Raw genomic sequence first — 25,669 nt, 5'->3', positions numbered from 1 at the left:
CGCCCGGCTGACCAGGGCGTCGGGATCGATCACAGCGTGAAGCCGAGCGCCCTGAAATCGTCAGGGATCGGCGCTTCGGCCACGACCGGCGGCTTGCCCTCGCGCGGCACTTCGAGCCGCAGCGCATGGAGCAGCGTGCGGGAGGCGCCGTCACCGTCGCCGTAGACCGGATCGCCGACCAGCGGCTGGCCCAGCCCTTCCAGCGCATGAACGCGGATCTGGTGGGTACGGCCGGTTTCGGGCCGGAATTCGACCAGCGAAAGGCCATCGCGTTCGGCCAGCACCTTCCAGTGCGTGCGCGCGGGCTTGCCCTTCTTGGCCGCAATCATCCGCCAGCCGTTCGCCGCCGAGCTGATCTTTGCCAGCGCCAGGTCGATCGTGCCGTGCTTCAGCTCGAAGTTCCCCTGCACCACCCCGAGATAGACCTTGGTCACGCTGCGCGCCTCGAACGCCGCCGAAAAGCGCTTGAGCGCCTTGGGGTTGCGCGCGAGCAGCAGGCAGCCCGAAGTATCGCGGTCGAGCCGGTGCACCGGGGCGGGCGCGCGCTGGAAGCCGAAGCGCAGCTCGTCGAGGTAATCGTCGAGGCTCACGCCCCCGGCGCGCGGGGTATCGAGCGGCAGGCCTGCCGGCTTGTCGATCACCAGCGCTTCGCCGTCTTCGAACAGGATCGGGAAGTCGATCACGCCACCGCTCCTGCAATGCGCCGCAGCGCTTCGTCGAGCCGCGCGTCGTCCGCGGCAAAGGAAATGCGAAAACCGTCACGCCCGCCAAAGGCCGAGGCGGGCACGATGGCGACCCCGTGTTCGAGCAGGTGCATCGCCAGCGCATCGTCATCGCCGAACCGCGCCATCAGGGGCGCGGCGTCGACCATGCAGTAGAACGCGCCATCGGGCACCGGCGTCGACAGGCCCGCAATCGCGTTGATCGCCGCGACCACCTTGTCGCGCCGGGTGCGGAAGCGTTCGCGCCAGTCGGCCAGGAAGTCCTGCGGCCCTTCGAAGGCGGCGACCGCGGCGGCCTGGCTGATCGAGGCGGGATTGCCCGAAGAATGCGACTGCAGCTTGGCCATCGCCTGGATCAGCCACAGCGGCCCGGTCGCAACGCCGATGCGGAAGCCGGTCATCGCATGGCTCTTGGAGACGCCCGAGACGGTCAGCACGCGGCCTGCAAGGTCGGGGCATTCGACCGCCAGCGTGGCGTGCGCGCCTTCAACATAGCGCAGCGGCGCGTAGATGTCGTCGCTCATCACCAGCACGCGCGGGTGGCGGCGCAGGATCTCGCCCAGCGCCTGCAGCTCGGCCGCGGGATAGGTTGCGCCGGTGGGATTGCCGGGGCTGTTGAGCAGCAGCCAGCGCGTGGCCGGGGTGATCGCGGCTTCGAGCTGCTGCGCGCTGATGCGGAACCCGCTCGCCGCCGTGGTCGGCAGGTCGACCACCGTGGCGCCGGCAAAGCGCACGATTTCGGGATAGCTGACCCACCACGGGCTCGGCACCAGCACCTCGTCGCCGGGATCGAGCGTCGCCAGCAGCGCATGGAAGATCGCCTGCTTGCCCCCGGCGCTGACGATCACCTGCGATGGCGGCACCACGATCCCGAGGTCGCGCGCGAAATGCAGCGCCGCCGCGCTGCGCAGCGCGGGCGTGCCGGCGACCGCGGTATAGCGCGTGTCTCCCGCATCGAGCGCGCGCTTGGCCGCTTCGATCACGTGTGCGGGCGTGGCGAAGTCGGGTTCGCCCACCGACAGCGAGATCACGTCCTTGCCGCTGCTGCGCAGTTCCATCGCGCGGTCGGTCATCGCCGTGGTGCGCGAGGGCGCGATGCGCGCAAGCGCCGTGGAGAGCTGTTGGGACATCGCGCGCGTTACCCGCCGTGGAGCCGCGCCGGGCACAGCCCGCGCACCGCGTTCCCGACGAGGAACCCGCAGGAGAGATCGTCGAGGGTGAGGTCGGCCTCCTCGGCGCGGCCTTGCTCGATCAGGCTGCGGCGCAGCACGCCGGGCAAGAGGCCCGAAGCCGCGCGCGGGGTCAACAGGCGGCCATCGCGCTCGACGAAGACGTTGGTGAAGCTGCCTTCGGTCACGCACCCGTCCTCGCGCACCAGCAGCGCCTCGTCCGCGCCGGTGCGCCTCGCCACCGCCAGCGCCTCCTCGTAGAAGCCGCGGTCGGACGATTTATGGCGCAAGCGCCAGTCCCCGCTCGAGACCGGCAGCGGCAGCGCGATGCAGCCGACCGGCGCGGCGAACGGCGCCGGCAGGGGGCCCGCCTCGAGCGCAAAGGCGCCGCTGCGCGAAACCACCAGCCGCACCTTCGCCGGCGCGTCGAGATCGAAGCACAGGGCGTGGATCGCATTGCGCACGGCGTGGCGATCGAACACGAAGCCCAGCTCGACGGCGCTCGCCTTGAGGCGTTCGAGATGAAGCTCGAGCAGCCCGATCCCTTGCGCGGGATCGAACGCCATGGTCTCGATCAGGTCGGCATTGCCGGCGGACAAACGCAAGAAACTCCCCTTCACCACGCATTCGCGCCATTCGCGCATGGGAGTGGAATCGGCGACGAGCCCCGATCCGACCCCCATGGTGGCGCGACCCCCCTGGGCGCCCCCGTGATCGGGGACGAGACGTATCGTCCGGATTGCCACATTGAACGCGGCATCGCCAGTGCTGTCCACACGCCCTATCGCACCACAATAGGGGCCGCGCGCATCGCGCTCGACCGCGTCGATCAGCTCCATCGCGCGGATCTTGGGCGCGCCGGTGATCGAACCGCACGGGAAGATCGCCCGGAGCAGGTCGGCCGCGCCGGTTCCGGGCGCCAGCTTCGCGCGCACCGTGCTCACCATCTGGTGGACCGTCGGATAGGTCTCGACCGCGAAGGGCGCCTCGACCCGCACCGAGCCTGGCTGCGCCACGCGCGACAGGTCGTTGCGCATCAGGTCGACGATCATCAGGTTCTCGGCGCGATCCTTGGGATTGGCCGCCAGTTCGTCGCGCAGCGCTTCGTCTTCGGCGGCATCGCGCCCGCGCCGCGCGGTGCCCTTCATCGGGCGCACGGTGGCCGTGCCGTCGCGCAGCTTGAAGAACAGTTCGGGCGAGAACGAGAGGTGCCAGTGCGCGCCGTCCCAGATCACCCCGCCATAGCCTGCGCGCGCATCGCCCCGGATCGCGCGGTAGATCGCCAGCGGATCGCCGGACCATGTGCCGCCGAGCGGGAAGGTCAGGTTGGCCTGGTAGATGTCGCCCGCACCGATCGCCTCGCGGATGCGCGCGAACGCCGCGCCGTAGCCGCCCGGCGATAGCTGCGGATCGAGCGGCCCGAGCCTGCCCGGACCGGCGATCTGCCGCTCCAGCCAGACCTCAACCTCGCTTGAGGTAAGCTCCTGCCAACCATCGAAGCGCGCGAACCAGGCCAGCGGGCCCGCTGCCCCGGTCCTCGCCTGCGCCAGCGGAGCCAGCCGCGGCTCGAGCGCGAGGCCCGCCTCGTAGGCGAGGAACCCGGCCCAGTCGCCGGGCGTCGCGGCGAGCCGGTCGAGCGCGGCGGGCACGTCCGCCGCGGTCCGCGCGACGACGATCTCGCGCGCGCCCTGGTAGAGCCGCGAAGGACTGGCGCCGCAGGACCGGGCGTCGTCGAGCAGGATGAAGGGCGCGCGCATGGAGCAGCGCGGCCCTTAGCGGTTCAGCCCGGGCGATGCAAAACCGGCAAGCCGCGTCGGCGGGCCGCCACTGGCCGCAGCAACGGACGGTCCGTTTGCGACCGGCGCCCGCGGCGGCGCATCGCGGCGCCGGCGAGTCCGAAGCCGACCACGGCGATCGCCCATGTCGCAGGCTCGGGCACGGCGCTGACCGAGAATGTGTAGCGCCCCGCCCCGGCGCCCGCGAAGCCGACGTCGTAGGTGCAGCAGGAATCGCTGTAGTCGCTGCGGCTTCCGTCGGGGTAGGTCACCGAATAGGGCGCCGCGACGCCGATCACCGCGCGATAGAGCGTGGGCGAGAGCTGTTCGAGCAGCGGCGCGGTCACCGTATCGTCGGAGCCGCAGTACGCGAGCGTGCCGTCGCCTTCGCGGTCGCAGTAGTCGACGGTATTGGTGCGCTTGGTGATCTCGCCCCCGACCGAATCGGCAGGGCCCGACAGCTGCAGGTCGAAGCGGTAGCGTCCCGGCCCGAGGGCGATCCGGTCGGCAAGGGTGATGGCCTCGCCTGCGGCAAACGCGCCCTCGCCGATGATCGTGGCGGCGCCGACCGGCGATGCGAGGGCGATGCAGGTGAACGGCACGAGCGCGCAAATGGCATAGCGCATGGTTCCGGCTCCTCGCTCCCGCATCGACACGACGCCATGCGCGATCGCCGATGACAAGCGGCCTTGCGACAAGGCGGGTGCGGCGGGGCCTGAACCGAACGCGCGCGCGGTCCGGTTCGGCCCACGATCCCGTTTGCAAACCCCGGCGCGCGGCCTAGACCTCATCCGGCGACAGCGGAAGGACAGGCGCGGATGGGCGAGATCGTGATCGGGCTGGGGGCGGACGGACAGCAGCAGGTGTTGCGGCTCGACCGCGCCAACCGCCATGGGCTGGTCGCGGGCGCGACCGGCACGGGCAAGACGGTGACGCTGCAGGGCATCGCCGAACAGTTCAGCCGCGCCGGCGTGCCGGTGTTCATGGCCGACGTGAAGGGCGACCTGTCGGGCATCGCCATGCCCGGCAGCCCGACCTTCAAGAACGCCGACAAGCTCGAGGCGCGAGCGAAGGAAGTCGGCCTTGCCGACTATGCCTATGCCGACAACCCGGCGGTGTTCTGGGACCTCTATGGCGAGGGGGGCCATCCGATCCGCACGACGATCTCGGAAATGGGGCCTGTGCTGCTCGCGCGGCTGCTCGGCCTCAACGATACGCAGGAAGGCGTGCTCAACATCGCCTTCCGCTACGCCGACGACAACGGCCTGCTGCTGATCGACCTCGCCGACCTGCAATCGGTGCTGGTCGCCTGCGCGCAGAACGCGAGCGCGCTGGCGACGCAGTACGGCAATGTCTCGAAGGCCAGCGTCGGCACGATCCAGCGCCAGCTGCTCGCCTTCGAAAGCCAGGGCGCGGACCGCTTCTTCGGCGAGCCGGCGTTCGAGATCAACGACTTCATCAAGGTGGACGAGCAGGGCCGCGGCATGGTCAACGTGCTTGCCGCCGACAAGCTGATGCAAAGCCCCAAGCTCTACGCGACCTTCCTGCTGTGGCTGCTGTCCGAGCTGTTCGAGGCGCTGCCCGAGATTGGCGACCCCGAAAAGCCTTGCCTCGTGTTCTTCTTCGACGAGGCGCACCTCTTGTTCGACGATGCCCCGCAGGCGCTGTTCGACAAGGTCGAGCAGGTCGTTCGCCTGATCCGCTCGAAGGGCGTGGGCGTCTACTTCGTCACCCAGAACCCGATCGACATTCCCGAAAAGATCGCCGGGCAACTGGGCAACCGCGTGCAGCACGCGCTGCGCGCGTTCACCCCGCGCGACCAGAAGGCGATCCGCGCCGCCGCCGAAACCTTCCGCATCAATCCCGATCTCGATGTCGAAAAGGTGATCACCGAGCTGAAAGTGGGCGAGGCGCTGGTCTCGACGCTCGATGCCGATGGCGCGCCGGGGGTGGTCCAGCGCACGCTGGTCGCGCCGCCGCGCTCGCGCCTGGGGCCGGTCAGCCCGAAGGAGCGGGCGGTGATCCAGTCGGTCAGCCCGTTCGAGGGCAAGTACGACACCGCCGTCAACCGCGAGAGCGCTGCCGAAGTGCTGGCGCAGAAGGCCGCCGATGCGGCCGCGGCGGCGAGGCAGGTCGAGGAGCAGGGCGAAGTCGCGCAGCGTGGCGCGGCGCGCCAATCGCCCAGCCTGTGGGGCAAGGCGGGCAAGGCGGCGGTGGGCGCGGTGGCGAGTTCGGCGGGCGCGGTGATCGCCGCCGAGATCATGGGCAAGAAGTCGCGCGCCTCGCCGGTCGCCTCGGGGCTTTCCGCGGTGGTCGGCACGGTCGCGACGCAGATCGGCGGCGCCGCCTTCGGCCGCTTTGCGCGCGGGCTGCTCGGCGGGCTGCTCCGCTAGCGCCGGTCAGGCGAGCGGAAGCCGCAGTTCGGCGGCGAGCCCTGCGACCTTGCCGCCATCGAGCCGGTTCTTCAGCACGAGACTGCCGCCGTGCTGCTCGGCAATGGCGCGGGCGAGCGCAAGGCCGAGCCCGGCGCCGCCGGTGGCGCTGTTGCGCGAGGCTTCGAGCCGGGTGAACGGCTCCATCATCCGCGCGATCTCCGCTTCGGGAATGCCCGGGCCATCGTCCTCCACCCGCAGCAGCGCATGGCGTCCGTCGCGCACCAGCGAGATGCGCGCGCGCATGCCGTAGCGCAGCGCATTGGAGACGAGGTTGCGCAAGGCCCGGCGCAGCCAGGTCGGCCGCAGGCGCAGGACCATGCGCTCGGTCTCGCCGAGGTCGACGTCCTCGCCCATGTCCTCGTATTCGCCGACCACGTCGGCGACGAGCGCGGACAGCTGCGTGCTCTCCACCGGGTCGGTCGGCCGACCGACGCGGGCGAGCGAGAGGATGTCGTCGAGCGAGCGGGTGATGTCCTCGATCGTGGCGGCCATCCGCGCGCGCTCGGCATCGTCGTCGACCGCCTCGATCCGCACGCGCAGCGCGGCGAGCGGGGTCTTGAGATCGTGGCCGATCGCGCCGAGCATCACGTCCTTTTCATCGAGCAGCGAAACGATCCGGTGCTCCATCGCGTTGTGCGCCTCGATCAGCCGCTGCACGTCCTCGGGTCCTTCGGGGGCGAGCTGGCCGTCGAGCGAGCGGTCGGCGGCGAAGCTCTCGACCCGGCGGGTCAGCGCGCGCAGGGGCCGGGCGATGCGCCGCACGATCAGCGCAGTCGCGCCGACCAGCACGATGTAGGTGAACACCGTCTGCAGCAGCAGCGAGATCAGGATGCGCCGCTCGTCGGCGGGCACCAGCACCCGCGCCACCAGCCAGCGCCCGTCGGCCTGGCGCAGCGCGGCGAGGACCAGGCGCGGCGGATCGTCGTCGGCATTGACGAGCGGCGGGCGGCGCGTGGTGCGGAACCAGCGCCCGATGACGGGGTCGTCCCACGGCCGGCGCTCGATCACCACGACCGTCGGTTCGGCAAGGCCCTGCGCTTCGAGCACTTCCTGCAGCGGCGTTTCGGCATCGCTGCGGCGATGATCGCCCCTGCCCGCAGCGAACGTGGATTCGATCCGCAGCCGCAGCGGCCGCGGCAGGCGGAAGCCGTCGTCGGGGCGACGATGGAACCGGCCTTGCGCATCTGCGGCGGACTGGGGCGGTCCATCGGGCGGGGGAGGTCCGTCAGGCGGCGGGGGGCCGTCCTGCGGCAACTGGCCGAGCAGGCGGAAGGCGAGCGCGTTGACCATGCCGTTGAGGTGCCGCTCGTGCTGCGCGCGCCACATCAGGCCAGAGGACAGCCCTTGCGCCACCATCAGCGCGAGCGCCAGCGCCAGCAGCATCTGCCCCTGGAGGCTGCGCGGCCAGACCGGGAGCCGGCGCAGGCGGGAAGAGAGCGCGCGCACCGTCGCGGTCAGTCGGTCGCCGGGCGCTTGCGCACTTCGGCCGCAAGCATGTAGCCGCCGCCCCACACGGTCTGGACCAGCTGCGGATTGCGGCTGTCGACCTCGATCTTGCGGCGCAGGCGGCTGATCTGGTTGTCGATCGCCCGGTCGAACAGGTGCGCCTCGCGCCCCTGCACCATGTCGAGCAGGCGGTCGCGGTCGAGCACTTGGCGCGGGTGGTCGAGGAAGGCGAGCAGCAGGCGGAACTCGGCCGAGGAGATCGCCACCGCCGCGCCTTCGGGATCGGTCAGGCGGCGCTTGAGCGGATCGAGGCACCAGCCTTCGAATTCGTAGACGAACGCATCGCCGCTTTCGGCCGGCTGGCGCGCGGCGCGGCGCAGCACGCTGCGGATGCGCGCGACCAGTTCGCGCGGGTCGAAGGGCTTGACCACGTAATCGTCGGCGCCGATCTCGAGCCCGACGATGCGGTCGGTCGCCTCGCCGCGCGCGGTGATGAAGATCACCGGAAGCTGCCGCGCCTCGACGAGGTGGCGGCACAGCGACAGCCCGTCCTCGCCCGGCATCATGATGTCGAGCAGGGCGATGTCGGGCCGCTGCCCGCCCTCGCTCTCGAGCAGGCGGCTGCGCGCTTCGGCAGCGGTTCCGGCCTGGGTCACGGCGAAGCCCTGGCGGACGAGGTAGTCCGCCAGGGGCTCCCGAAGGGCCGGTTCGTCGTCGACGAGGAGGACGCGGGTGGGCGTGGTCTCGGTCATCGCGCCGGCTTATCGCAGAATTGGCGCCAAATCACGCACCGGCAGGATCACTCGCCGGGCGGTGGCATCATGTCGCCCATACCGCCTCCCATCCCGCCCATCGGCTCGCCGTCGCGGGCGCGCGGTCGCATCGCCCGGAACGCGGCGCGGCGCTCCTCGCGGGTGATCTTGCCGTCGTGGTTGGCATCGGCGGCATCGAAGTGCGCCTTGACCGCGGCGTCGTATTCGGCGCGGGTGACGGCGCCGTCCTTGTTCGCGTCGGCAAGCATCAGCAGCATCGGCCCGCCCATCATCATGTCGCCGCCGCGGCCGCCGCGCATGCCGTGCGGGCCGCGCATCGGACCGTCGGGTCCACCGGCCATCGGACCCTCGGCGCCAGGAGGCGGCGGGCCGTCGGCGCCGGGCGGCGGCGGAGGCATGTCGGGGCCGCCCATCGGGCCCTTCATCGCACGGTGGTGCGCAACGAACTCGTCGCGGCTGATCGCGCCGTCGCGGTTGGTGTCGATCTCGTCGAACTTCTTCGCGGTCCTGGCATCGCGGTCGGCCTGGTCGAGCTTGCCGTCGCCATTGACGTCGAGCTTCGCCCACATCGCGTCGGCGCCCGCCTTGGCCTCGGCCCAGGTCACCGTGCCGTCGCCGTCGGCATCGGCGCCGCCGTGCATGCGGTGCGGCGCCGGGGGCGCGGGCGGCGTGGCGCCATCGGGCGCCGCGGCATAGAGCGTGCCGGCGCCGAGCACGAGAGCGGCGGCGGACACGCCGAGGACGTATTTCTTGATCGCGTTGCTGGTCACTGGCGGCTCCGGTCCGTTGAAAAACTGGAGGAAGCTGCGGCGCGCGGCAGGGGGCAGCGGCCGAAGGGGGAGTGTCCGTCCGCCCCGACCCCGAGGGGCTGGAGAGGGGAACCGTTCGCCACAGCTTCCTTGAGCAGCGGTATAGGCGCAGCTTGTCGCGCAACTATGCCGCGCACCGGGGCATTTTGTCGCAGTTTGTCACAGCCGCAGAGCCGCGTTCATCAACGGGCAAGCTAGAGAGGAGCGGGGAGCCGCCTGCCTGCCCGCCTTCAGCCCATGACGAAGGCGTTGAGCTTGTTGCCGTCGGGGTCGCGGAAGTAGGCGGCGTAGAACCCCTCCTCGCCGCGCGGGCCGGGCGCGCCCTCGCACGTGCCGCCGTGCGCCAGCGCGATGGCATGGAGCCGGCCGACCTGCGCTTCATCCTTCGCCTCTAGCGCGACCATCACGCCGTTGCCGACGGTGGCGGGCTGCCCGTCGAACGGCAGGGTGAGGCCGATGCCCGCGCCACCGCCGGGCGTGCCCCAGGCAATCGCGCCGTCCCACTCCATCATCCGCCCGGTGCCGAGTTCGGCGGCGAGCGCGTCGTAGAAGGCCGCCCCGCGCGCGAGATCACGGGTGCCGAGCGTCACGTATCCGATCATCGTCCTGTCTCCCTGTCGTCGCCGCCCGACTCGCAAACGAGGCCGGGCGACGGGAAGAACATATCACGAACAAATGCGCCGGCAAGCTTGCGTCACAGCGGTGCGCAGGCCTGCTCCAGCCAGGCAAGGTCGTCGCCCGAAAGCTGCGGCGCAAGCAGCGCGAAGGTGCGCGCGTGATAGGCGTTCCACCAGGCGCGTTCCTCGGCCGTCAACAGCGTCTCGTCGACCAGCGCGCGCTCGATCGGCACGTGGGTCAGCGTCTCGAAGCCGTAGAATTCGCCTTCGGCCCCGGCGATCTCGCGCTGCTCGACGAGGACCAGGTTCTCGATGCGGATGCCGTATTCGCCGGTCTTGTAGTAGCCGGGTTCGTTCGACAGGATCATGCCCGGACGCAGGTCCTGCCCGGTGCCGGCCTGTCCGCCCGCCGCCTTGGCGATGCGCTGCGGCCCTTCGTGGACCGACAGGAAGCTGCCGACGCCGTGGCCGGTGCCGTGCGCGTAGTCGAGCCCCGCCTGCCACAGGAACTGGCGCGCGAAAGCGTCGAGCTGGCTGCCGGCGGTGCCCTTGGGGAAGACCGCGCGGTCGAGCGCGATGTGGCCCTTGAGCACGCGGGTGAAGCGGTCCTTGACCTCGGCCGGCGGCGCATCGGGGCCGATCCAGACGGTGCGCGTGATGTCGGTGGTGCCATCGACGTACTGCCCGCCCGAATCGACGAGGTAAACGCTGTTGGGCTCGAGCGCGCGGTTGGTCTCCTCGCTGACGCGGTAGTGCACCACCGCCCCGTTCGGCCCCGCGCCCGAGATCGTGTCGAACGAGAGGTCGCGCAGCAGCCCGCCCTCGGCGCGGAACGCTTCCAGCTTGTCCGAAGCGGAAAGCTCGGTCACCCCGCCCTGCGGCGCGGTCGTCGTCACCCAGTGCAGGAAGCGCGCGACGGCGGCGCCGTCGCGTTCCTGCGCGGCCTTGTGCCCGGCCTGCTCGACCGGGTTCTTGATCGCCTTGGGCAGTACGGTGGGATCGGTCACCGCGACGACGCGCGCCCCGGCGGCTTCCAGCGTTGCGAAGATCGCCGCCACCGCGCGTTCGGGATCGACCGCGACCTTCTTGCCGGCGAGCGCCTGCAGCGCGGGCACGAAGGCATCGCGCGGAGCGATCCGCACGGCATTGCCGAGGTGCGCGACGAGCTCGGGCGTCACCTTCTCGGGCGCGATGAACAGGTCGGCGGTGCCGTCGGCATGGGCCAGCACGAACGAGAGCGCCACCGGCGTGCGCTCGACGTCGCTGCCCCGCAGGTTGAGCAGCCAGGCGACCGAATCGAGCGCCGAGATCACCACCGCGTCGAGCGCGTGGGCGGCGAGCCATTCGGCCACGGCGGCGCGCTTTTCGTTGCCCGATTGCCCGGCGTGGCCGTCGGCATGAACCAGCGCGGGGGCGAGCGAGGGCGCAGGACGGTCCTCCCACACCGCGTCGACTGGGTTGCCCTCGACCGCGACCAGCCGCGCGCCGCGCGCTTCGAGCGCCTGGGCGACGCCGACCGCCCAGCCCTTGGCATGGAGCCAGGCGTCATAGCCGATGGTCGCGCCTTCGGGCGCGTTCCGCGCCAGCCACTCGGCGACCGAGGTCTGCGGCACCGACTGGTATTCCCAGAAGCGCCCATCGACCTGATCGCGCACCTGCAGCGTGTAGCGTCCGTCGACGAAGATCGCGGCCTTTTCCTTCAGCACCACCGCGGTCCCGGCCGAACCGCCGAAGCCGGTCAGCCAGGCGAGCCGCTGCGCATAGGCTCCGACATATTCGCTCATGTGTTCGTCGGAGATCGGGATGACGAAGCCATCGAGGCCGCGCGCCGCCAGTTCCTTGCGCAGCGCGTCGAGTCGGGCTTCATGGGTGTGCATCAGCATGGTTCGTGTCCTGTGCGCGAATGTCGTTCGCCTTGCGGGCGTCATGCGGGGACCATAGATGCAGGGCATGGAACAGACCACCCCGCCGATCGCCGCCAAGAAGCCCTCGAGCTTCACTCGCCACGGTTTCACCGTCATCGACGACTACGCCTGGCTGCGCGATCCCGGCTATCCCAAGGTCGAGGATCAGGCGGTGCTCGACCACCTCAAGGCGGAGAACGCCTGGTTCGAAGCGCGGATGCAGCCGCACCAGGGCACGATCGACGCGCTGTTCGCCGAGATGCGCGCGCGGGTGAAGGAAGCCGACAAGTCGGTGCCGCAGAAGGACGGCGATTTCCTCTACTGGATCGAATTCGAGGAAGGCGCCGAATACAAGAAGTGGTGGCGCCGCCCGGTGGGCGCGGCCGACGACGGCAGCGCCGACGAACTGATCCTCGACGAAGTCGCGCTCGCGCAGGGCCACGACTACTTCCGCCTCGGCGCGATCTCGGTCTCGAACGACGGGACCCGCCTCGCCTGGAGCGTCGACGACAACGGCTCGGAACGCTACACCGTGCGGATCAAGGTCATCGCCAGCGGCGAAGTCCTGCCCGACGTGATCGAGGGCACCAATTCGGGCCTGATCTGGGTCAAGGGCGACAGCGGCCTCGTCTATTCGCTCGCCAACGAGAACTGGCGCACCGACAACGTCCGCCTGCACTGGCTCGGCCAGCCGGTGAGCGAGGACGTGGAACTCTACCACGAGGACGACGAAGGCTTCCGCGCCGGCGCGTCGCTGTCGGCCAACGAGAAGTGGCTGATCCTGTCGACCGGCGACCACGAGACCAGCGAAGTGCGGCTCGTCCCCGCCGACGATCCGCTCAAGGCCCCGCTGCTCGTCAAGCCGCGGCAGGCGGGCGTCGAATACGATGTCGACGTGCGCGACGATACGCTGTTCGTCCACACCAACGACACCCACGAGAACTTCCGCCTCGCCACCGCGCCGCTGGCCACGCCCGGCGAGTGGACCACGCTGATCGCGGGCAGCGACGACTTCTACCTGACCGGGTTCGACCTGTTCCGCGACTTTTACGTCGTCGAGGGCCGCGTGCGCGGGCTCGACCGGATCGAGGTGCGCTATTACGACGATCCCGCGCGGATCGAACCGATCGCCTTCCCCGAGGCGAGCTACGAGGCGAGCCTTGGCGACAATCCCGAATGGGCGGTCGACAAGCTGCGGGTGAGCTATGAATCGATGGTCAGCCCGGCTTCGGTCTATGACTACCACGTCGCCGACGGGTCGCTCGAACTGCTCAAGGTGCAGGAGATCCCGAGCGGCTACGACGCCTCGCTCTACGAGACCGCGCGGCTCGAGATCCCTGCACGCGACGGCACTGCGGTGCCGGTCTCGGTGCTCTGGCGCAAGGACCGCGAAGCAGCGGGCCCGCTCCACCTCTACGGCTACGGCGCCTATGGCATCGCCATCGGCCCCGGTTTCTCGACCACGCGGCTCAGCCTCGTCGATCGCGGCTTTGCCTATGCCATCGCGCATATCCGGGGCGGCGACGACCTCGGTCGGCGCTGGTACAAGGACGGCAAGCTCGACAAGCGCACCAACACCTTCAACGATTTCGTCGACGTCGCGCGCGGGCTCATCGAACGCGGCTTTACCAAGGAAGGGCGCATCTCGATCTCGGGCGGCTCGGCCGGGGGCGAGCTGATGGGCGCGGTGATCAATTCCGATCCGCACCTGTTCGGCGCGGTGGTGGCGCACGTGCCCTTCGTCGACGTGCTCAACACCATGCTCGACGAGAGCCTGCCGCTGACCCCGGGCGAATGGCCCGAATGGGGCAACCCGATCGAGGACGCCGCCGCGTTCGAGCTGATCCGCTCCTATTCGCCCTACGATCAGGTCAAGCCGCAGGCCTACCCGCCGCTGCTGGTCACCGCCGGATTGAACGATCCGCGCGTGACCTACTGGGAACCGGCCAAGTGGGTGGCGAAGCTGCGCGAAGTGAAGACCGACGCCAACGAGCTGCTGCTCAAGACCAACATGGGCGCAGGGCACGGCGGCAAGTCGGGCAGGTTCGGATCGATCAACGAAGTCGCCGAGGAGTACGCCTTCGTGCTCTGGCAGCTGGGCGTGCCCGCCTGAGCGGCGCGCCCGGAGCGATACGATGAGCAACCGACACACGCTTACCTTCACCGCGCTTGCCGAACACATCGACGTGATGGGCCACGTCAACAACGCGGTCTGGGTGCAGTGGATGGAGGCGCTGGCCGTCGCCCATTGGGAGGCGGTCGCGCCGGCAGAGCACCAGGCCGCCTATGTCTGGGTCGTGACCCGGCACGAGATCGATTATCGCGGCAACATCGGCGAGGGCGAAACCGTGACCGCCGAAACCTTCATCCCGCAGCCGCCGTCGGGCGCGCGGTTCGATCGCTGCGTCGAGTTCCGCGATGGCCGGGGCAAGGTGATCGTCGCGGCAAGGACGACCTGGGCGCTGCTCGACAAGGCGAGCGGGCGGCTGCTGCGCGTGCCGGCCGACGTCGCGGCGCCGTTCCTGCCGGACAAGCCCTAGCCGGCGGCGACCGCACTCAGCGGCTCGGGCGGGGTGAACGCGGTCAGCCGCTCGCGCATCGTGCGGTTGCGGCCGAGCCGCTTGGCTTCGTAGAGCAGGCGGTCGCAGTGCGCATAGAGCGCGTCGAAGCGCGCGGCGAGCTGGCCGTGGAGGTCGTGCTCGACCAGCCCCATGCTGGCGGTGACGACGCGGTCGAGCCCCGGCAGCTCGAGCGCGATGCGCGTGCTGATCGCGCGGCGGCGGCGCTCGGCGCGCTCGGCCGAATCGCTGCCGCGCAGCAGCAGCAGGAACTCCTCGCCGCCCAGCCGCACCGCGCGGGTGTCGCCGTCGCCGGCGAGCGCATGCGCCACGATCCTGAGCACGGCGTCGCCCATGGCGTGGCCGTGGCGGTCGTTGATGCTCTTGAAATGATCGAGATCGAGCACCGCCATCGTGCGGAACCCTTGCGCGAACAGGTCCTCGAAGCGCTGCTCGATCGAGCGGCGGTTCCACAGCCCGGTCAGCGCATCGCGCCCGGCGACGCCTTCGAGCTCGAGCGCCAGCGCGGTCGCGCGGTCGCGCTCGCGCCGCAGGTCGAGCAGGCGGCTGAGGATGCCCATCGAGCTGACGATGACCTCGACCGCAAGGGCAAGCTGCTGCGCGGCGATCGCGTTGGTCGGCTGCGCATCGGGCGAGACGTAGCGCGCGATGCGGTAGCCCGCGACCAGCAGCGCCGGCGCCCAGCCGACGATCTGGTAGAGCACCAGCCGGCTACCGTGGCGCCAGGCATCGATCATCCCCCAGACGATGAACGCGATCGCCATGCCCATCGCGAGGTAGACCGACATCGTCGAATAGGGTCGCAGCACCTCGAACGGCAGCGTCGAAACGAGGCCGCAGCACAAGGTCAGCGCAACGATCACGCGGGTGGCGAAGGCGGTGCGCCGGCCGAGCATCCCCGGCTCGATGAAGGTCGCGACGAACATCAGCGCGCTCGCGCCCATCAGCGCGTAGCAGAAGGTCGATATCGCGCCTTCCACGAAGATCGTCGGCTCGGCGAGGATGTGGATGAAGCCGGTTCCGACCAGCGCCTGCGCGAGCATCGCGAAGATCAGCAGGGTGTGCCAGACGACATAGGGTTCGCGCAGCACCACCCAGTAGCCGCCGGCCATCAGCAGCGGCACCACCAGCATGCCGCAGATCCCCGCCACCGCGACGATCTGGCCCAGCATCCAGCCGCTGCCGAGCGGCTCGCTGTCGAGCCGGGCGTCGCTCGCCAGCGTCTTCGACCACGGCCCGACGATTCGCGCGACGACGAAGCGGCTCTGCCCGGTGACCGGCGGCAGCGGTGCGCTGACCAGCGGCCCGCCGCCCATGTGGTGGGTCTGGGCGGCGGAATAGCGCTGCGTGCGCCGGGTCCCGTCGGCGTCGATCACGGTCAGGTCGATTCGCGCGAAGGTCACCGCGTGGGTGACGAAGCCCGCCGGGCGCGGCGCCGCCGGATCGAGCCGGAAGCGCACGAAGATCACGTCCTCGGCGATGCTGTAATGATTGTCGGCGCAGATCCAGCGCGCCGGGTCGATCGTCGCGAAGTCCTCGCCCAGCGCCGCGCTCGCGTGGCAGGTCTGCGCGGCGCGGATCGGCGCCGCCCGCGCGCTGCCGGGGAACGCGAACAGCCCGGCGACGAGCGCGGCGAGCACGCTGGCGAAAAGGGCCGCGAACAGCGCGCAGGGCGATGCCGGCGCGCAAGCGACATCGCGCGCAAGGCCTCCCGTGTGCGGCTTTGCGATCCGGACCATCATGCCTGCTTAGAACAGCAGGTCTTATTTCCAGTTAAATTACATAAGTAATTTTGCGTAAGGCTCGTAGTCGTAGCCCAGTTCCCGCGCGACCGCTTCGTAGGTTACGTGCCCTGCGTGAACGTTAAGACCTTCGGCGAGGTGGGCGTCGCGGCGCAGCGCTTCCTGCCAGCCGAGATCGGCGATGCGCAGCGCGTGCGGCAGCGTCACGTTGTTGAGCGCATAGGTGCTCGTCCGCGCCACCGCGCCCGGCATGTTGGCCACGCAGTAGTGGACGATGCCGTCGACGACATAGGTCGGCTCGGCGTGGGTCGTCGCATGGCTGGTCTCGAAGCAGCCGCCCTGGTCGATCGCGACGTCGACCAGCACCGCGCCCGGCTTCATCGTGCCGAGCATCTCGCGCGTCACCAGCTTGGGCGCGGCGGCGCCGGGGATCAGCACCGCGCCGATCACCAGGTCCGCCTCGGCCACCGCGGCGGCGAGGTTGGCGCGATTGGAAAAGCGGGTCTTGGCGCGCGCCTCGAAATGGATGCCGAGCCGTTCAAGCACGTCCGGATCGCGATCGAGCACGGTCACGTCGGCGCCGAGGCCCACCGCCATCTGCGCGGCGTTGAACCCGACCACGCCGCCGCCGATCACCGCGACCTTGCCCGGCAGCACGCCCGGCACGCCGCCCAGCAGCACGCCGCGCCCGCCGTGCGCCTTTTCGAGCGCGGTGGCGCCGGCCTGGATCGACATGCGCCCGGCGACCTGGCTCATCGGCTTGAGGAGCGGCAGCGAGCCGTTCGGCCCTGTCACCGTCTCGTAGGCGATCGCGGTGACGCCCGACTTGACCAGGTCCGCGGTCTGTTCAGGATCGGGCGCGAGGTGGAGATAGGTGTAGAGCACCTGGCCCTCGCGCAGCATCGCGCGCTCGACCGCCTGCGGCTCCTTGACCTTGACGATCATCTCGCAGCCGTCGAACACCGTCCGGGCGTCGGGCTGGATCGTCGCGCCGGCAGCTTCGTAGTCGGCGTCGCTCGCGCCGATGCCGAGCCCGGCGCCGGTCTCGACCCAGACCTCGTGGCCATGGACGACAAGCTCGCGCGCGCTCTCGGGGGTCAGCCCGACGCGGTATTCGTGGTTCTTGATCTCGCGGACGGTGCCGACACGCATCGCAACTCTCCCGGGGTTCCTCGTGGCGCCGAGGATACGCGCAACGCCGCGCGATGTTTCACCGGATTGGGGCTTGCGCGCGCACGCCTGCGGGAATTATTCCCGCGCGAACGCCAAAAACCGGGACAATCCTGCATGGACCGTGCGGACATCGCGCTGATCGAAGCACTGCAACGCGATTCGTCGCGCTCAATCGCCGAGCTTGCCGAAGCGCTCGCGCTCTCGCCCTCGGCGTGCCACCGCCGCATTCGCGCGCTCGAGGAAAAGGGCGTGATCGAAGGCTATGCCGCGCGGCTCGATCCGCACCGGCTGGGCCTTACCGTCGAGGTCTTTGTCGAGATCACGCTGACCAGCCAGAGCCGCGAGGCGATGGACCGCTTCGAGCGCGCGGTGGGCGATTTCGACGACATCCTCGAATGCCACCTGATGAGCGGCAGCGCGGACTACCTGCTGCGCGTCGCCGCCGCCGACCTCGGCCAGTACGATGCGATCCACCGCGACTGCCTCGCCCGCCTGCCCGGCGTCTCGGCGATGCGCTCGAGCTTCTCGCTGCGCCGGATCAAGCGCTTTGCCGGCTATCCGGCGCGGCGGGCCTGACCCCGGCGCGAGAGGGCGCCGCGCGTGGGCGCGGGCGCGGCCGGCCGCGCGGGCCCGGTCCGCTGTCGATCAGGCGCAGTGGCGAGCCCGCTTCGCCCAGCCCGTATTCGGCCGCGATCTGCTGCTTGAGCGCATCGACCGCCGCTTCGTCGACGAGGTGGGCGAGCGGGAAGCGATGGACCACCAGGTCCTCGGTCACGTCGACCAGGGTCAGCGAGCGGGCGCCGACCGTCTCGGCCAGCCGGCTGACGTTGAACCCGTCGGCGAGATACCACGAATCGCGATCCCAGCTGACGATGCGCCGCTCGCAATAGCGGCAGGCGGACAGGTGCGAGCCGTCCTCATCGTGCTCGATCCAGCGCTCGGGACGATGCATGCGGGTGAACCAGCACTGGGTCAGGGCTTGCATGGGCGGCGCGTCCTCTTGCGGTCTGTCTCTCCACGATTTTGGACCGGCGCGCCGGAAGGCGACGGTGGAAGACAAAGACCCCGACCCGCCGGTCCATCGACAAGGACGGCGCCGCGCGGCGCTGGTTAAGGGCAACTTTGCAAAAGACCGAATCCGGCTGCGGTCACAACGGATTGCCGTCCTTGTCGCGATAGATCTCGCGGCGGCCGACATGGTTGGCGGGGCCGACCAGGCCATCGGCCTCCATCCGCTCGATCCACTTCGACGCGGTGTTGTAGCCCACCCCCATCTGGCGCTGGATCCAGCTGGCCGAGGCCTTCTGGCTTTCGAACACCAGCTGGCAGACCTGGCGATACTTGCGCTCCTCGGGATTGTCCGAGGCGGTCGCATCGAGGTCGTCGAAGCCGAAACCGCCGTCCTCGGGTTCCTCGGTGACCGAATCGACGTATTCCGGGCTGCCCTGGCTGCGCCAGTGGTTGGCGACCTTCTCGACTTCCTCGTCGCTGACGAAGGGGCCGTGGACGCGCTTGATCGGGTCGGTGTTGGGCTTGTAGAGCATGTCGCCCTTGCCCAGCAGCTGCTCGGCGCCCTGTTCGCCCAGGATCGTGCGGCTGTCGATGCGGCTGGTCACGGCGAAGCTGATGCGCGTCGGCAGGTTGGCCTTGATCACGCCGGTGATGACGTCGACCGAGGGGCGCTGCGTCGCCATGATCAGGTGGATGCCCGCCGCGCGGCTCTTCTGCGAAAGGCGCTGGATCAGGACTTCGATCTCCTTGCCGACGGTGACCATGAGGTCGGCCAGCTCGTCGACGATGACCACGATCTGCGGCAGCACCTGGTAATCGAGCTGCTGCTCCTCGAACAGCTCCTCGCCGGTGTCGGGATCGAAGCCGACCTGGATGCGCCGGCCGAGCGGCTTGCCCTTGGACGCGGCGGCGCGGACCTTCTCGTTGAAGCCCGAGAGGTTGCGCACCCCGATCGAGGACATCTGGCGATAGCGCCGCTCCATTTCCTCGACCGCCCACTTGAGCGCGCGCACCGCCTTGGCCGGCTCGGTCACCACCGGCGAGAGCAGGTGCGGGATGTCGTCGTAGGATTTCAGCTCGAGCACCTTGGGATCGACCAGGATCAGGCGGCACTGCGCGGGCGTCAGGCGATAGAGCAGCGAGAGCAGGATGCAGTTGAGCCCGACCGACTTGCCCGAACCGGTGGTGCCCGCGACCAGCAGGTGGGGCATCGTCGCAAGGTCGGCGACGACCGGCTCGCCGGCGATGTCCTTGCCCAGGATGATCGGCAGCAGCGCCTTGGAGCTGGCGAACTTGTCGCACTCGACGATCTCGCGGAAGGAGACCATGTCGCGCACCGCGTTGGGCAGTTCGATGCCCATGACCGTGCGGCCGGGGATCGAGGAGACGCGCGCCGAGATCGCGCTCATGTTGCGGGCGATGTCGTCGGCCAGGCCGATCACCCGGCTCGCCTTGATCCCGGGCGCGGGCTCCAGCTCGTACATCGTCACCACCGGGCCGGTGCGCACCGCGGTGATCTCGCCCTTGACGTTGAAGTCGTCGAGCACGTTCTCGAGCAGGCGGGCGTTGCGCTCGAGCGCGAGCTTGTCGATCTTGGGCTGCGAATTGGGCGCCGGCTCCTCGAGCAGGCCGGTGGACGGCAGCTCGAACTTGTCGAACAGGTCGCCCTGGCGCAGCCTCGCGCCGCCGGCGAGCGGGGTCGGCGCGGCCGGCCGGGTGGGATCGGAAATCTCGGTCGGGCGGCGCGGCGGAGCCTCGACCTCGGCCTCCGCGAAGATCGCGCCCGCGTCGGCGGCGGCCCCCCCGGCCCCCTTTCCCTTGCGCTCCTTGCGCTCCTTGCGCAGCGGGGTGGCGAGACCTTCGTCGTTTGCCGGCACGACCCCGGCCGGCGCGCGACGGAACAGGGCCGGGATGGTCAGCAGCCGCTGCCACTCGAACGCGAAGACGCGGCCGAGGACGAGCGTGCCCGTGCCGAACGCGACGAGTGCGAGGGCAAGGATGATCCAGCCCTCGCCCGCGGGCGAAAGGTGGGCGATGCCGCGCACCGCGGCGGCGCCGAGCAGGCCGAGCAGGCCGCCCGCGCCCGCGGGCAGGGTCCAGCCCGGGGCCGAGAAGGCGAGCGCGAGGGTCGTGCCGATCAGCGCCATCGCCAGCGCGAGCTGGAGCGCCAGCCGCCACCACGCGGGCGCGGCGAGGGGCGCGTCGTCCTCCTCGTCGTCGATGCCCTCGTCGATCAGGTCGCCCGCAGCGTCCCACAGGCGGCGCGCATAGACATAGAGCAGCGGCAGCAGCAGGGCGCCGGGCAGGCCGAACAGCATCAGCACGCGCTCGGCCGCCCAGGCGCCGGGCAGGCCCATCCAGTTCTCGACCGGGCTGCCCGAGGCAGTGCTGCCCGAAGGATCGGTCTGGGTATAGCTGGCGAGCGCGAGCGCGAGGAACACCAGCGCCGCGAACAGCGCCGCGCCGCCGATCAGCTCGGCGCTGCGGCGCAGGCTGCGGCGCAGGATGGCGCGCCAGTCGCCACGCGCGGCCGGGCGCGGGCCTGCGGGCGCGGAAGCGCCGCGCGCGCGGGGCGATCCCGCAGTCGATAGTGCCCGGCTTGCCATTGCGATCCCTTCCGTCCCGTGGGGAACATAATGCGCCCGAAGCGGGGGCAGCGTCAAGAATCCTGCGGAATTCCGCGAAAGATTCCAATGTGGTTTTCCGCTCAGGCGAGCCCGTCGATCGCCGCCCAGCGCGCTCGGCCCAGCCGCAGCGCCCGCGCGCGGGTCATCCCGCCGAGCGCGATCACCGGCAGCGGCGCGCGGCGCGCGAGCAGGAGGAAGCGCACCGCGCCGAGCGTGGCGGCGCCGGGATGGCTGCGCGTGGGGTGGACCGGCGAGAGCAGCACCGCGTGGGCGCGATCGCGCGTCGCCTGCCCGATCTCGCGCAGCGAATGCGCCGTGGCGAGGCGCAGGCCCCGCCGGGCGCGCTGCGCCGGCGCGCCATAGACCCCGTCGATCCGCCAGCCCCTCTGCGGCCGGCTCGCGAGCACCGCGACGCCGCGGGCGCGGCACAGCCGGGCGAGAGCGTCGAACCGCGCGGTGCGCGCCGCGGGCGCGAGGTGATAGTGGCGGAAGACGAAGCCGCTGCCCCGCGGCAGGCGGGCGATGGCGCGCGCGAGCCCCGCGTCGTTGCGCGCGTCGGAGAGCAGCAGCACGCGGGGGACGGGGTGGTTTCGGCCCATCGCTTCGCTATAGCACCGCGCCATGAACCCGCCAGCCGACTCCGCCGCCCTCTCCCCCCTCGACGACGTGCGCGCGCGCATCGCGCAAAGCTGCCGGATCGCGCGACGCGCGCCCGAGGGCGTGACGCTGGTCGCCGTGTCCAAGACCAAGCCGGCCGAGGCGGTGCTGGACCTCATCGCGCAAGGGCAGCGCGTGTTCGGCGAAAACCGCGTCCAGGAAGCGCAGGCCAAGTTCCCGGCGATCCGCGAGGCGCATCCCGACGTCGCGGTCCACCTCGTCGGCCAGCTCCAGTCGAACAAGGCCGAGGACGCGGTGCGGCTGTTCGACTGCATCCATTCGCTCGACCGGCCCTCGCTGCTGGCGGCGCTCGCGCGCGCGATGGACAAGGTCGGGCGGCGCGTGCCGCTGTTCGTCCAGGTCAATATCGGCGCCGAGGAGCAGAAGGGCGGCTGCGCGATTGCCGACCTGCCCGCGCTGCTGGGCGAAGCGCGCGCGGCGGACCTGCCGGTCGAGGGACTGATGTGCGTGCCGCCGGCGGGCATCGAGGCCGCGCCGTTCTTCGCGCTGCTTGCCAGGTTCGCCGCCGACCACGGCCTTGCCGGCCTGTCGATGGGGATGAGCGAGGACTTCGAGACCGCGGTCACGCTCGGCGCCACCCACGTCCGCGTCGGCTCGGCGCTGTTCGGGGCGCGGCACGCGTAGCGGGGCGCCCGCCGGGCGCACGCCGGGTCCATTCGGGGTGCATGGGTAAACGCGGCGCTAACCCTGCCCTGCGGTTCCCCCTTGGGCACGCCTTAACAGCCTGCATGGCCCCGCCCCCGTAGAACGCTGCAGGTCGCCGCCTCCAGAGCGGCCAGGGGATCGGCGTTGGACAAGAACCAGGAACACGTGGCAGCCGCCCGGGCTGCGTCGGACGCGGCGCACCTCGTGCTGACCTGCGTCCACGTGGCGTCGATCCTGCTCGTGATCGCCTGCTTTTCCGCCACCGCCTATCACAACGCGGTCGACAACGCGGGTCGATCCTCGGTGCTCCATGCGGTCTCGACCGGACTGCTGCTCGTCTTCGCCTGCCAGCTCGCGCTCCAGGCGCTAGCGATGCGCGCCGACAAGCGCAACCGCGCCAACCAAGACGAGATCGACGAGGCGCGCTGGCAGACCGCCGAGCTGTTCGCGATGACCGACATGCTCCAGGCGGCCGAGACCTACGACGATGCGAGCGCGGTGCTGATGGCGACCGCGCGGCGGCTGCTGCCACGCTACGGCGCGGCGCTCTACATCTTCAACAATTCGCGCGACCGGCTCGACCTCGCCAAGGCCTGGGACCTGCCGCAGGGCTACGTCGCGCCCGAAACGCTCAGCCCGCACAACTGCTGGGCGCTGAAGCGCGGCAAGCCGCAGGTCAACGTGCCCTCGGACGCCACGCTGTGCTGCTCGCACCACGCCAGCGCGGCGGCGACGGTCGAGATCCCGATGATGGCCTGCGGCCAGGTCCACGGGCTGCTGATCCTGCTCCCCGAGGACCAGCACGACGTTTTCGCCCGGTTGCTCGGGGTGCGCCGGCTGGGCCGCGCGCTCGCCGATTCGATGTCGCTCGCGCTGTCCAACATCGCGCTGCGCGAAAAGCTGCGCACGCAGTCGCTGCGCGATCCGCTGACCGGGCTCTACAACCGCCGCTACATGGAGGACGCGCTCGAGCGGTTCGTCTCGCTGGGCGCGCGCACCGGCGGCAGCACCGCGGTGATCATGCTCGATCTCGACAACTTCAAGCATCTCAACGACGACCACGGCCACGCCAAGGGCGATGCGGTGCTGCGCGACGTCGCCGCGCAGATGGTCGGCGCGCTGCGCCCGACCGACGTGCTGTGCCGCTATGGCGGCGAGGAGCTGCTGGCGATCCTGCCCGATTGCAGCCTCGAGGACGCCGCCGAGAAGGCCGACATCCTGCGCGAGCGGATCGAGCTGCTGAGCGAAGTCCACGCCTGCGCGATCAGCGCCTCGCTCGGCGTGGCGGCAGTGCCCGAGGCGGCGACCACGGCGTCGGACGTCGTGCCGATTGCCGATGCCGCGCTCTATGCCGCCAAGAAGGCGGGCAAGAACCGCGTCGTCTGCGCCGAGCGCCGCGCCGCGCGCGAAGGCGGCGTCGCGCCGCGGCTCGCGGTGACCGGCAGGGGTTGAGCCCGGTTGCGGCTTTGACCGCAAGGATCGGGACGCGCCGACACGGTCGGACAGGGCAAGACGCGGGCGAGGAGAATGCCCATGCGCCCCTGGTCGATCCTGCCCGCCATCGCCCTTGCGTCGTCCGCCACGCTCGCGGCCGAACCGGACCCCGCTTCTTCCCCGCAGGGCTGGGTCCCTGAAGAAATCCCGTGGCAGGCCCGGGGCGCGCAGGGCACGCGCTTTGCCCTGCTCGAAGGGCGGCGGGACCAGGCAGGCACCGCCTTCACTTATGCGTTCTCGATTCCCGCCGGTGTCTGGGATTCGCCGCACAGCCACAGCTCTACCGCGCGCGTCTTCGTTGCGCGCGGCGCGTTGCGCATCGGCTATGGCGCATCGGCCGACCGCGCCCGCGCGCGGACCTATCCTGCCGGGAGCGTGATCGTGGTGCCTGCTGGCGCCGTCCACTACGACGGCGCGGACGAGGATACGGTGATCATCGGCGTCGCCAGCGGGCCATGGTCGACGACCTATCTCGACGGATCGGCCCCGGCGTCGGCGGGCACCCCGCTGAAGCGCTAGCGCGCGTTCAGCGGCGCTTGAGTTCGTCGCCGGTCAGCGTGACCACGTGGAGCAGGTTGGTCGCGCCCGGCGTGCCGAAGGGGACGCCCGCCAGCGTGATCAGGCGCGAACCCGCCGTGCCGAAGCCATGGCGCAGCGCCATGCGCTTGCCCTTGGCGATCATCTCCTCGAAGCTGCCGATGTCCTGCGTGCGCACCGCGTGCGCGCCCCACAGCAGGCCGACCTTGCGCGCGGTGCGCTCGGACGGGGTGAGCACCAGCATCGGCACCCCCGGCCGTTCGCGCGCGACGCGGCGCGCGGTCGAGCCCGAGCCGGTGAACACGATGATCCCCGAGATCGGCAGCGTCTGCGCGATCGAGGCGCAGGCCTCGGCCAGCGCGTCGGCGGTGGTGGGATCGGGCCGGGTCTCGATGAAGTGGACCCGCGCGGCATAGCCGGGGTCGGCTTCGACCTGCGCGGCGATGCGGTCCATGATCGTCACCGCCTCCTCGGGCCAGGCGCCGGCGGCGGTCTCGGCCGAGAGCATCACCGCGTCGGCGCCGTCGTAGACCGCGTTGGCGACGTCGGACACTTCGGCGCGGGTCGGCGTCGGCGCCTCGATCATCGATTCGAGCATCTGCGTCGCCACCACCACCGGCTTGCCCTGGCGGCGCGCGGTCTCGACGATGCGCTTCTGCAGCGGCGGCACTTCCTCGGGGTTCAGTTCCACGCCGAGGTCGCCGCGCGCGACCATGATGCCGTCGGCCAGTTCGACGATCTCGTCGAGCCGGGTGATCGCCGCGGGCTTCTCGATCTTGGCCATCAGCGCGCCGTAGCCGCCCATCAGGCGGCGCGCCTCGGCGACGTCCTCGGGCCGCTGGACGAACGACAGCGCGATCCAGTCGGCGCCCTGTTCGACCGCGAAGGCGAGGTCGCGGCGGTCCTTTTCGGTCAGCGCCGGCACCGGCACGACCGCGTCGGGCACGTTGACGCCCTTGCGGTTGGAGATGACCCCGCCGACTTCGGCGCTGCACAGGATCTCGTTGTCGTCGGCGCGAATCACGCGCAGGCGCAGCTTGCCGTCGTCGATCAGCAGGCGCTGGCCCTTCTGGAGGATGCCGAACAGCTCGGGATGCGGCAGGCAGACGCGGGTTTCGTCGCCCGGCTCGGGATTGCGGTCGAGCGTGAAGTGGGCGGAATGGCGGATCACCGCCTTGTCGTCCTTGAACGTGCCGACGCGCAGCTTCGGCCCCTGCAGGTCGCACAGGATGGTGATCGGCCGCCCGACCTTCGCCTCGAGCGCGCGGATCGCGGCGATCGTCTCGGCGTGGGTGGCGTGGTCGCCATGGCTCATGTTGACGCGGAAGGCGTCGGCGCCGGCGCGGTGGAGCTTCTCGAGCATCTCGGGCGCGCGGCTGGCCGGGCCGACCGTGGCGAGGATCTTGACCTTGCGGTCGCGAAGATCGTTGCCGGTGCGTTTGCGTGCTGGGGTTGCCGGGTTCGCCACGGGATCTTCCTTGCCTTTGCTGCGGGCGCGATATGGCCTAACCCGCCTTAAAACCCAAGCGCCTA

The 25,669-nt window shown here is 70.6% G+C and carries 21 protein-coding genes and 1 pseudogene; 7 read left to right on the top strand and 15 right to left on the bottom strand.

The window, feature by feature from the left end; translation table 11 throughout:
* Positions 1-29 precede the first annotated feature (29 nt).
* The 4 genes and pseudogenes from K3A85_RS03790 to K3A85_RS18185 form a co-directional block, all read right to left on the bottom strand.
* The gene (locus K3A85_RS03790; protein WP_404822906.1) at positions 30-680 is read right to left on the bottom strand and encodes an RluA family pseudouridine synthase; all 651 of its coding nucleotides are present in this window, start codon (positions 678-680) and stop codon (positions 30-32) included.
* A complete protein-coding gene (locus K3A85_RS03785; RefSeq protein WP_225205165.1) occupies positions 680-1,852 on the bottom strand; it encodes a pyridoxal phosphate-dependent aminotransferase in 1,173 nt (390 codons plus the stop codon). The genes K3A85_RS03790 and K3A85_RS03785 overlap by 1 nt, the downstream gene beginning before the upstream one ends.
* An 8-nt stretch (positions 1,853-1,860) precedes the next feature.
* A complete protein-coding gene (gene pabB / locus K3A85_RS03780; protein WP_225205164.1) occupies positions 1,861-3,648 on the bottom strand; it encodes an aminodeoxychorismate synthase component I in 1,788 nt (595 codons plus the stop codon).
* A 23-nt stretch (positions 3,649-3,671) separates the two neighbouring features.
* Positions 3,672-3,845: pseudogene (locus K3A85_RS18185) on the bottom strand (PEPxxWA-CTERM sorting domain-containing protein); the annotation flags it as partial.
* Positions 3,846-4,484: 639 nt separating this feature from the next.
* Between K3A85_RS18185 and K3A85_RS03770 the strand changes: the two are divergent.
* Positions 4,485-6,059 (top strand): helicase HerA-like domain-containing protein, encoded by a 1,575-nt coding sequence (locus K3A85_RS03770; RefSeq protein ID WP_225205162.1) that lies wholly within the window; start codon positions 4,485-4,487, stop codon positions 6,057-6,059.
* Between the two features lie 6 nt (positions 6,060-6,065).
* Here K3A85_RS03770 and K3A85_RS03765 read toward each other — a convergent pair whose 3' ends face one another.
* The 5 genes from K3A85_RS03765 to K3A85_RS03745 form a co-directional block, all read right to left on the bottom strand.
* The gene (locus tag K3A85_RS03765) at positions 6,066-7,547 is read right to left on the bottom strand and encodes a sensor histidine kinase (protein ID WP_318248059.1); all 1,482 of its coding nucleotides are present in this window, start codon (positions 7,545-7,547) and stop codon (positions 6,066-6,068) included.
* Positions 7,548-7,555: 8 nt separating this feature from the next.
* On the bottom strand, positions 7,556-8,299 hold the full coding sequence (locus K3A85_RS03760; RefSeq protein ID WP_225205161.1) for a response regulator: 744 nt from the start codon (positions 8,297-8,299) through the stop codon (positions 7,556-7,558).
* A gap of 47 nt (positions 8,300-8,346) precedes the next feature.
* Positions 8,347-9,090 (bottom strand): EF-hand domain-containing protein, encoded by a 744-nt coding sequence (locus tag K3A85_RS03755; protein ID WP_225205160.1) that lies wholly within the window; start codon positions 9,088-9,090, stop codon positions 8,347-8,349.
* Between the two features lie 269 nt (positions 9,091-9,359).
* Positions 9,360-9,731, bottom strand: coding sequence for a VOC family protein (locus K3A85_RS03750; protein ID WP_225205159.1), 372 nt, complete (start codon positions 9,729-9,731; stop codon positions 9,360-9,362).
* Positions 9,732-9,823: 92 nt separating this feature from the next.
* Positions 9,824-11,623 carry an aminopeptidase P family protein gene (locus K3A85_RS03745; protein ID WP_225205991.1) on the bottom strand — a complete coding sequence of 600 codons (1,800 nt, stop codon included), beginning with the start codon at positions 11,621-11,623 and terminating at the stop codon, positions 9,824-9,826.
* A gap of 64 nt (positions 11,624-11,687) precedes the next feature.
* Here K3A85_RS03745 and K3A85_RS03740 point away from each other — a divergent pair, with 64 nt between their 5' ends.
* Positions 11,688-13,763: a S9 family peptidase gene (locus tag K3A85_RS03740; protein WP_225205158.1), complete on the top strand. Its 2,076-nt coding sequence runs from the start codon at positions 11,688-11,690 to the stop codon at positions 13,761-13,763.
* 22 nt (positions 13,764-13,785) lie between these two features.
* A complete protein-coding gene (locus K3A85_RS03735; protein ID WP_225205157.1) occupies positions 13,786-14,190 on the top strand; it encodes an acyl-CoA thioesterase in 405 nt (134 codons plus the stop codon).
* Here the strand turns inward: K3A85_RS03735 and K3A85_RS03730 are convergent.
* The gene (locus K3A85_RS03730) at positions 14,187-15,971 is read right to left on the bottom strand and encodes a sensor domain-containing diguanylate cyclase (RefSeq protein WP_225205156.1); all 1,785 of its coding nucleotides are present in this window, start codon (positions 15,969-15,971) and stop codon (positions 14,187-14,189) included. The two genes, K3A85_RS03735 and K3A85_RS03730, sit on opposite strands and share 4 nt — an antisense overlap.
* 36 nt (positions 15,972-16,007) lie before the next feature.
* Positions 16,008-17,123: an alanine dehydrogenase gene (gene ald / locus K3A85_RS03725; protein ID WP_225205155.1), complete on the bottom strand. Its 1,116-nt coding sequence runs from the start codon at positions 17,121-17,123 to the stop codon at positions 16,008-16,010.
* A gap of 135 nt (positions 17,124-17,258) precedes the next feature.
* Between ald and K3A85_RS03720 the strand changes: the two genes are divergently transcribed.
* A complete protein-coding gene (locus K3A85_RS03720; protein ID WP_225205154.1) occupies positions 17,259-17,720 on the top strand; it encodes an Lrp/AsnC family transcriptional regulator in 462 nt (153 codons plus the stop codon).
* Here the strand turns inward: K3A85_RS03720 and K3A85_RS03715 are convergent.
* From K3A85_RS03715 to K3A85_RS03705, 3 genes are all read right to left on the bottom strand, one after another.
* The gene (locus K3A85_RS03715) at positions 17,683-18,129 is read right to left on the bottom strand and encodes a hypothetical protein (RefSeq protein WP_225205153.1); all 447 of its coding nucleotides are present in this window, start codon (positions 18,127-18,129) and stop codon (positions 17,683-17,685) included. The genes K3A85_RS03720 and K3A85_RS03715 overlap by 38 nt on opposite strands.
* A 163-nt stretch (positions 18,130-18,292) precedes the next feature.
* Positions 18,293-20,761, bottom strand: a complete 2,469-nt coding sequence (locus K3A85_RS03710) for an FtsK/SpoIIIE family DNA translocase (RefSeq protein WP_225205152.1) — start codon at positions 20,759-20,761, stop codon at positions 18,293-18,295.
* 101 nt (positions 20,762-20,862) lie between these two features.
* A complete protein-coding gene (locus K3A85_RS03705) occupies positions 20,863-21,354 on the bottom strand; it encodes a thiamine phosphate synthase (RefSeq protein ID WP_404822882.1) in 492 nt (163 codons plus the stop codon).
* Between the two features lie 49 nt (positions 21,355-21,403).
* Here K3A85_RS03705 and K3A85_RS03700 point away from each other — a divergent pair, with 49 nt between their 5' ends.
* The 3 genes from K3A85_RS03700 (at position 21,404) to K3A85_RS03690 (ending at position 24,118) form a co-directional block, all read left to right on the top strand.
* Positions 21,404-22,084 (top strand): YggS family pyridoxal phosphate-dependent enzyme, encoded by a 681-nt coding sequence (locus K3A85_RS03700; protein WP_225205150.1) that lies wholly within the window; start codon positions 21,404-21,406, stop codon positions 22,082-22,084.
* A gap of 165 nt (positions 22,085-22,249) precedes the next feature.
* On the top strand, positions 22,250-23,557 hold the full coding sequence (locus K3A85_RS03695; protein WP_225205149.1) for a sensor domain-containing diguanylate cyclase: 1,308 nt from the start codon (positions 22,250-22,252) through the stop codon (positions 23,555-23,557).
* Between the two features lie 81 nt (positions 23,558-23,638).
* A complete protein-coding gene (locus tag K3A85_RS03690; RefSeq protein WP_225205148.1) occupies positions 23,639-24,118 on the top strand; it encodes a cupin domain-containing protein in 480 nt (159 codons plus the stop codon).
* Between the two features lie 7 nt (positions 24,119-24,125).
* Here K3A85_RS03690 and pyk read toward each other — a convergent pair whose 3' ends face one another.
* The gene (gene pyk, locus K3A85_RS03685) at positions 24,126-25,604 is read right to left on the bottom strand and encodes a pyruvate kinase (RefSeq protein WP_225205147.1); all 1,479 of its coding nucleotides are present in this window, start codon (positions 25,602-25,604) and stop codon (positions 24,126-24,128) included.
* Positions 25,605-25,669: the final 65 nt, after the last annotated feature.

Source organism: Novosphingobium huizhouense (genome assembly GCF_020179475.1).
Taxonomy (GTDB): Bacteria; Pseudomonadota; Alphaproteobacteria; order Sphingomonadales; family Sphingomonadaceae; genus Novosphingobium; species Novosphingobium huizhouense.
The sequence above is the reverse complement of the archived record's forward strand: the minus strand, read 5'-3'. Positions and strand labels throughout refer to the sequence as shown.

Coding starts and splice junctions, on each gene's coding strand:
- K3A85_RS03785 (WP_225205165.1), bottom strand. CDS start 1,852: ATGTCCCAACAGCTCTCCACGGCGCTTGCGCGCATCGCGCCCTCGCGC.
- pabB (WP_225205164.1), bottom strand. CDS start 3,648: ATGCGCGCGCCCTTCATCCTGCTCGACGACGCCCGGTCCTGCGGCGCC.
- K3A85_RS03770 (WP_225205162.1), top strand. CDS start 4,485: ATGGGCGAGATCGTGATCGGGCTGGGGGCGGACGGACAGCAGCAGGTG.
- K3A85_RS03760 (WP_225205161.1), bottom strand. CDS start 8,299: ATGACCGAGACCACGCCCACCCGCGTCCTCCTCGTCGACGACGAACCG.
- K3A85_RS03750 (WP_225205159.1), bottom strand. CDS start 9,731: ATGATCGGATACGTGACGCTCGGCACCCGTGATCTCGCGCGCGGGGCG.
- K3A85_RS03745 (WP_225205991.1), bottom strand. CDS start 11,623: ATGCACACCCATGAAGCCCGACTCGACGCGCTGCGCAAGGAACTGGCG.
- K3A85_RS03740 (WP_225205158.1), top strand. CDS start 11,688: ATGCAGGGCATGGAACAGACCACCCCGCCGATCGCCGCCAAGAAGCCC.
- K3A85_RS03735 (WP_225205157.1), top strand. CDS start 13,786: ATGAGCAACCGACACACGCTTACCTTCACCGCGCTTGCCGAACACATC.
- K3A85_RS03730 (WP_225205156.1), bottom strand. CDS start 15,971: ATGATGGTCCGGATCGCAAAGCCGCACACGGGAGGCCTTGCGCGCGAT.
- ald (WP_225205155.1), bottom strand. CDS start 17,123: ATGCGTGTCGGCACCGTCCGCGAGATCAAGAACCACGAATACCGCGTC.
- K3A85_RS03720 (WP_225205154.1), top strand. CDS start 17,259: ATGGACCGTGCGGACATCGCGCTGATCGAAGCACTGCAACGCGATTCG.
- K3A85_RS03715 (WP_225205153.1), bottom strand. CDS start 18,129: ATGCAAGCCCTGACCCAGTGCTGGTTCACCCGCATGCATCGTCCCGAG.
- K3A85_RS03710 (WP_225205152.1), bottom strand. CDS start 20,761: ATGGCAAGCCGGGCACTATCGACTGCGGGATCGCCCCGCGCGCGCGGC.
- K3A85_RS03700 (WP_225205150.1), top strand. CDS start 21,404: ATGAACCCGCCAGCCGACTCCGCCGCCCTCTCCCCCCTCGACGACGTG.
- K3A85_RS03690 (WP_225205148.1), top strand. CDS start 23,639: ATGCGCCCCTGGTCGATCCTGCCCGCCATCGCCCTTGCGTCGTCCGCC.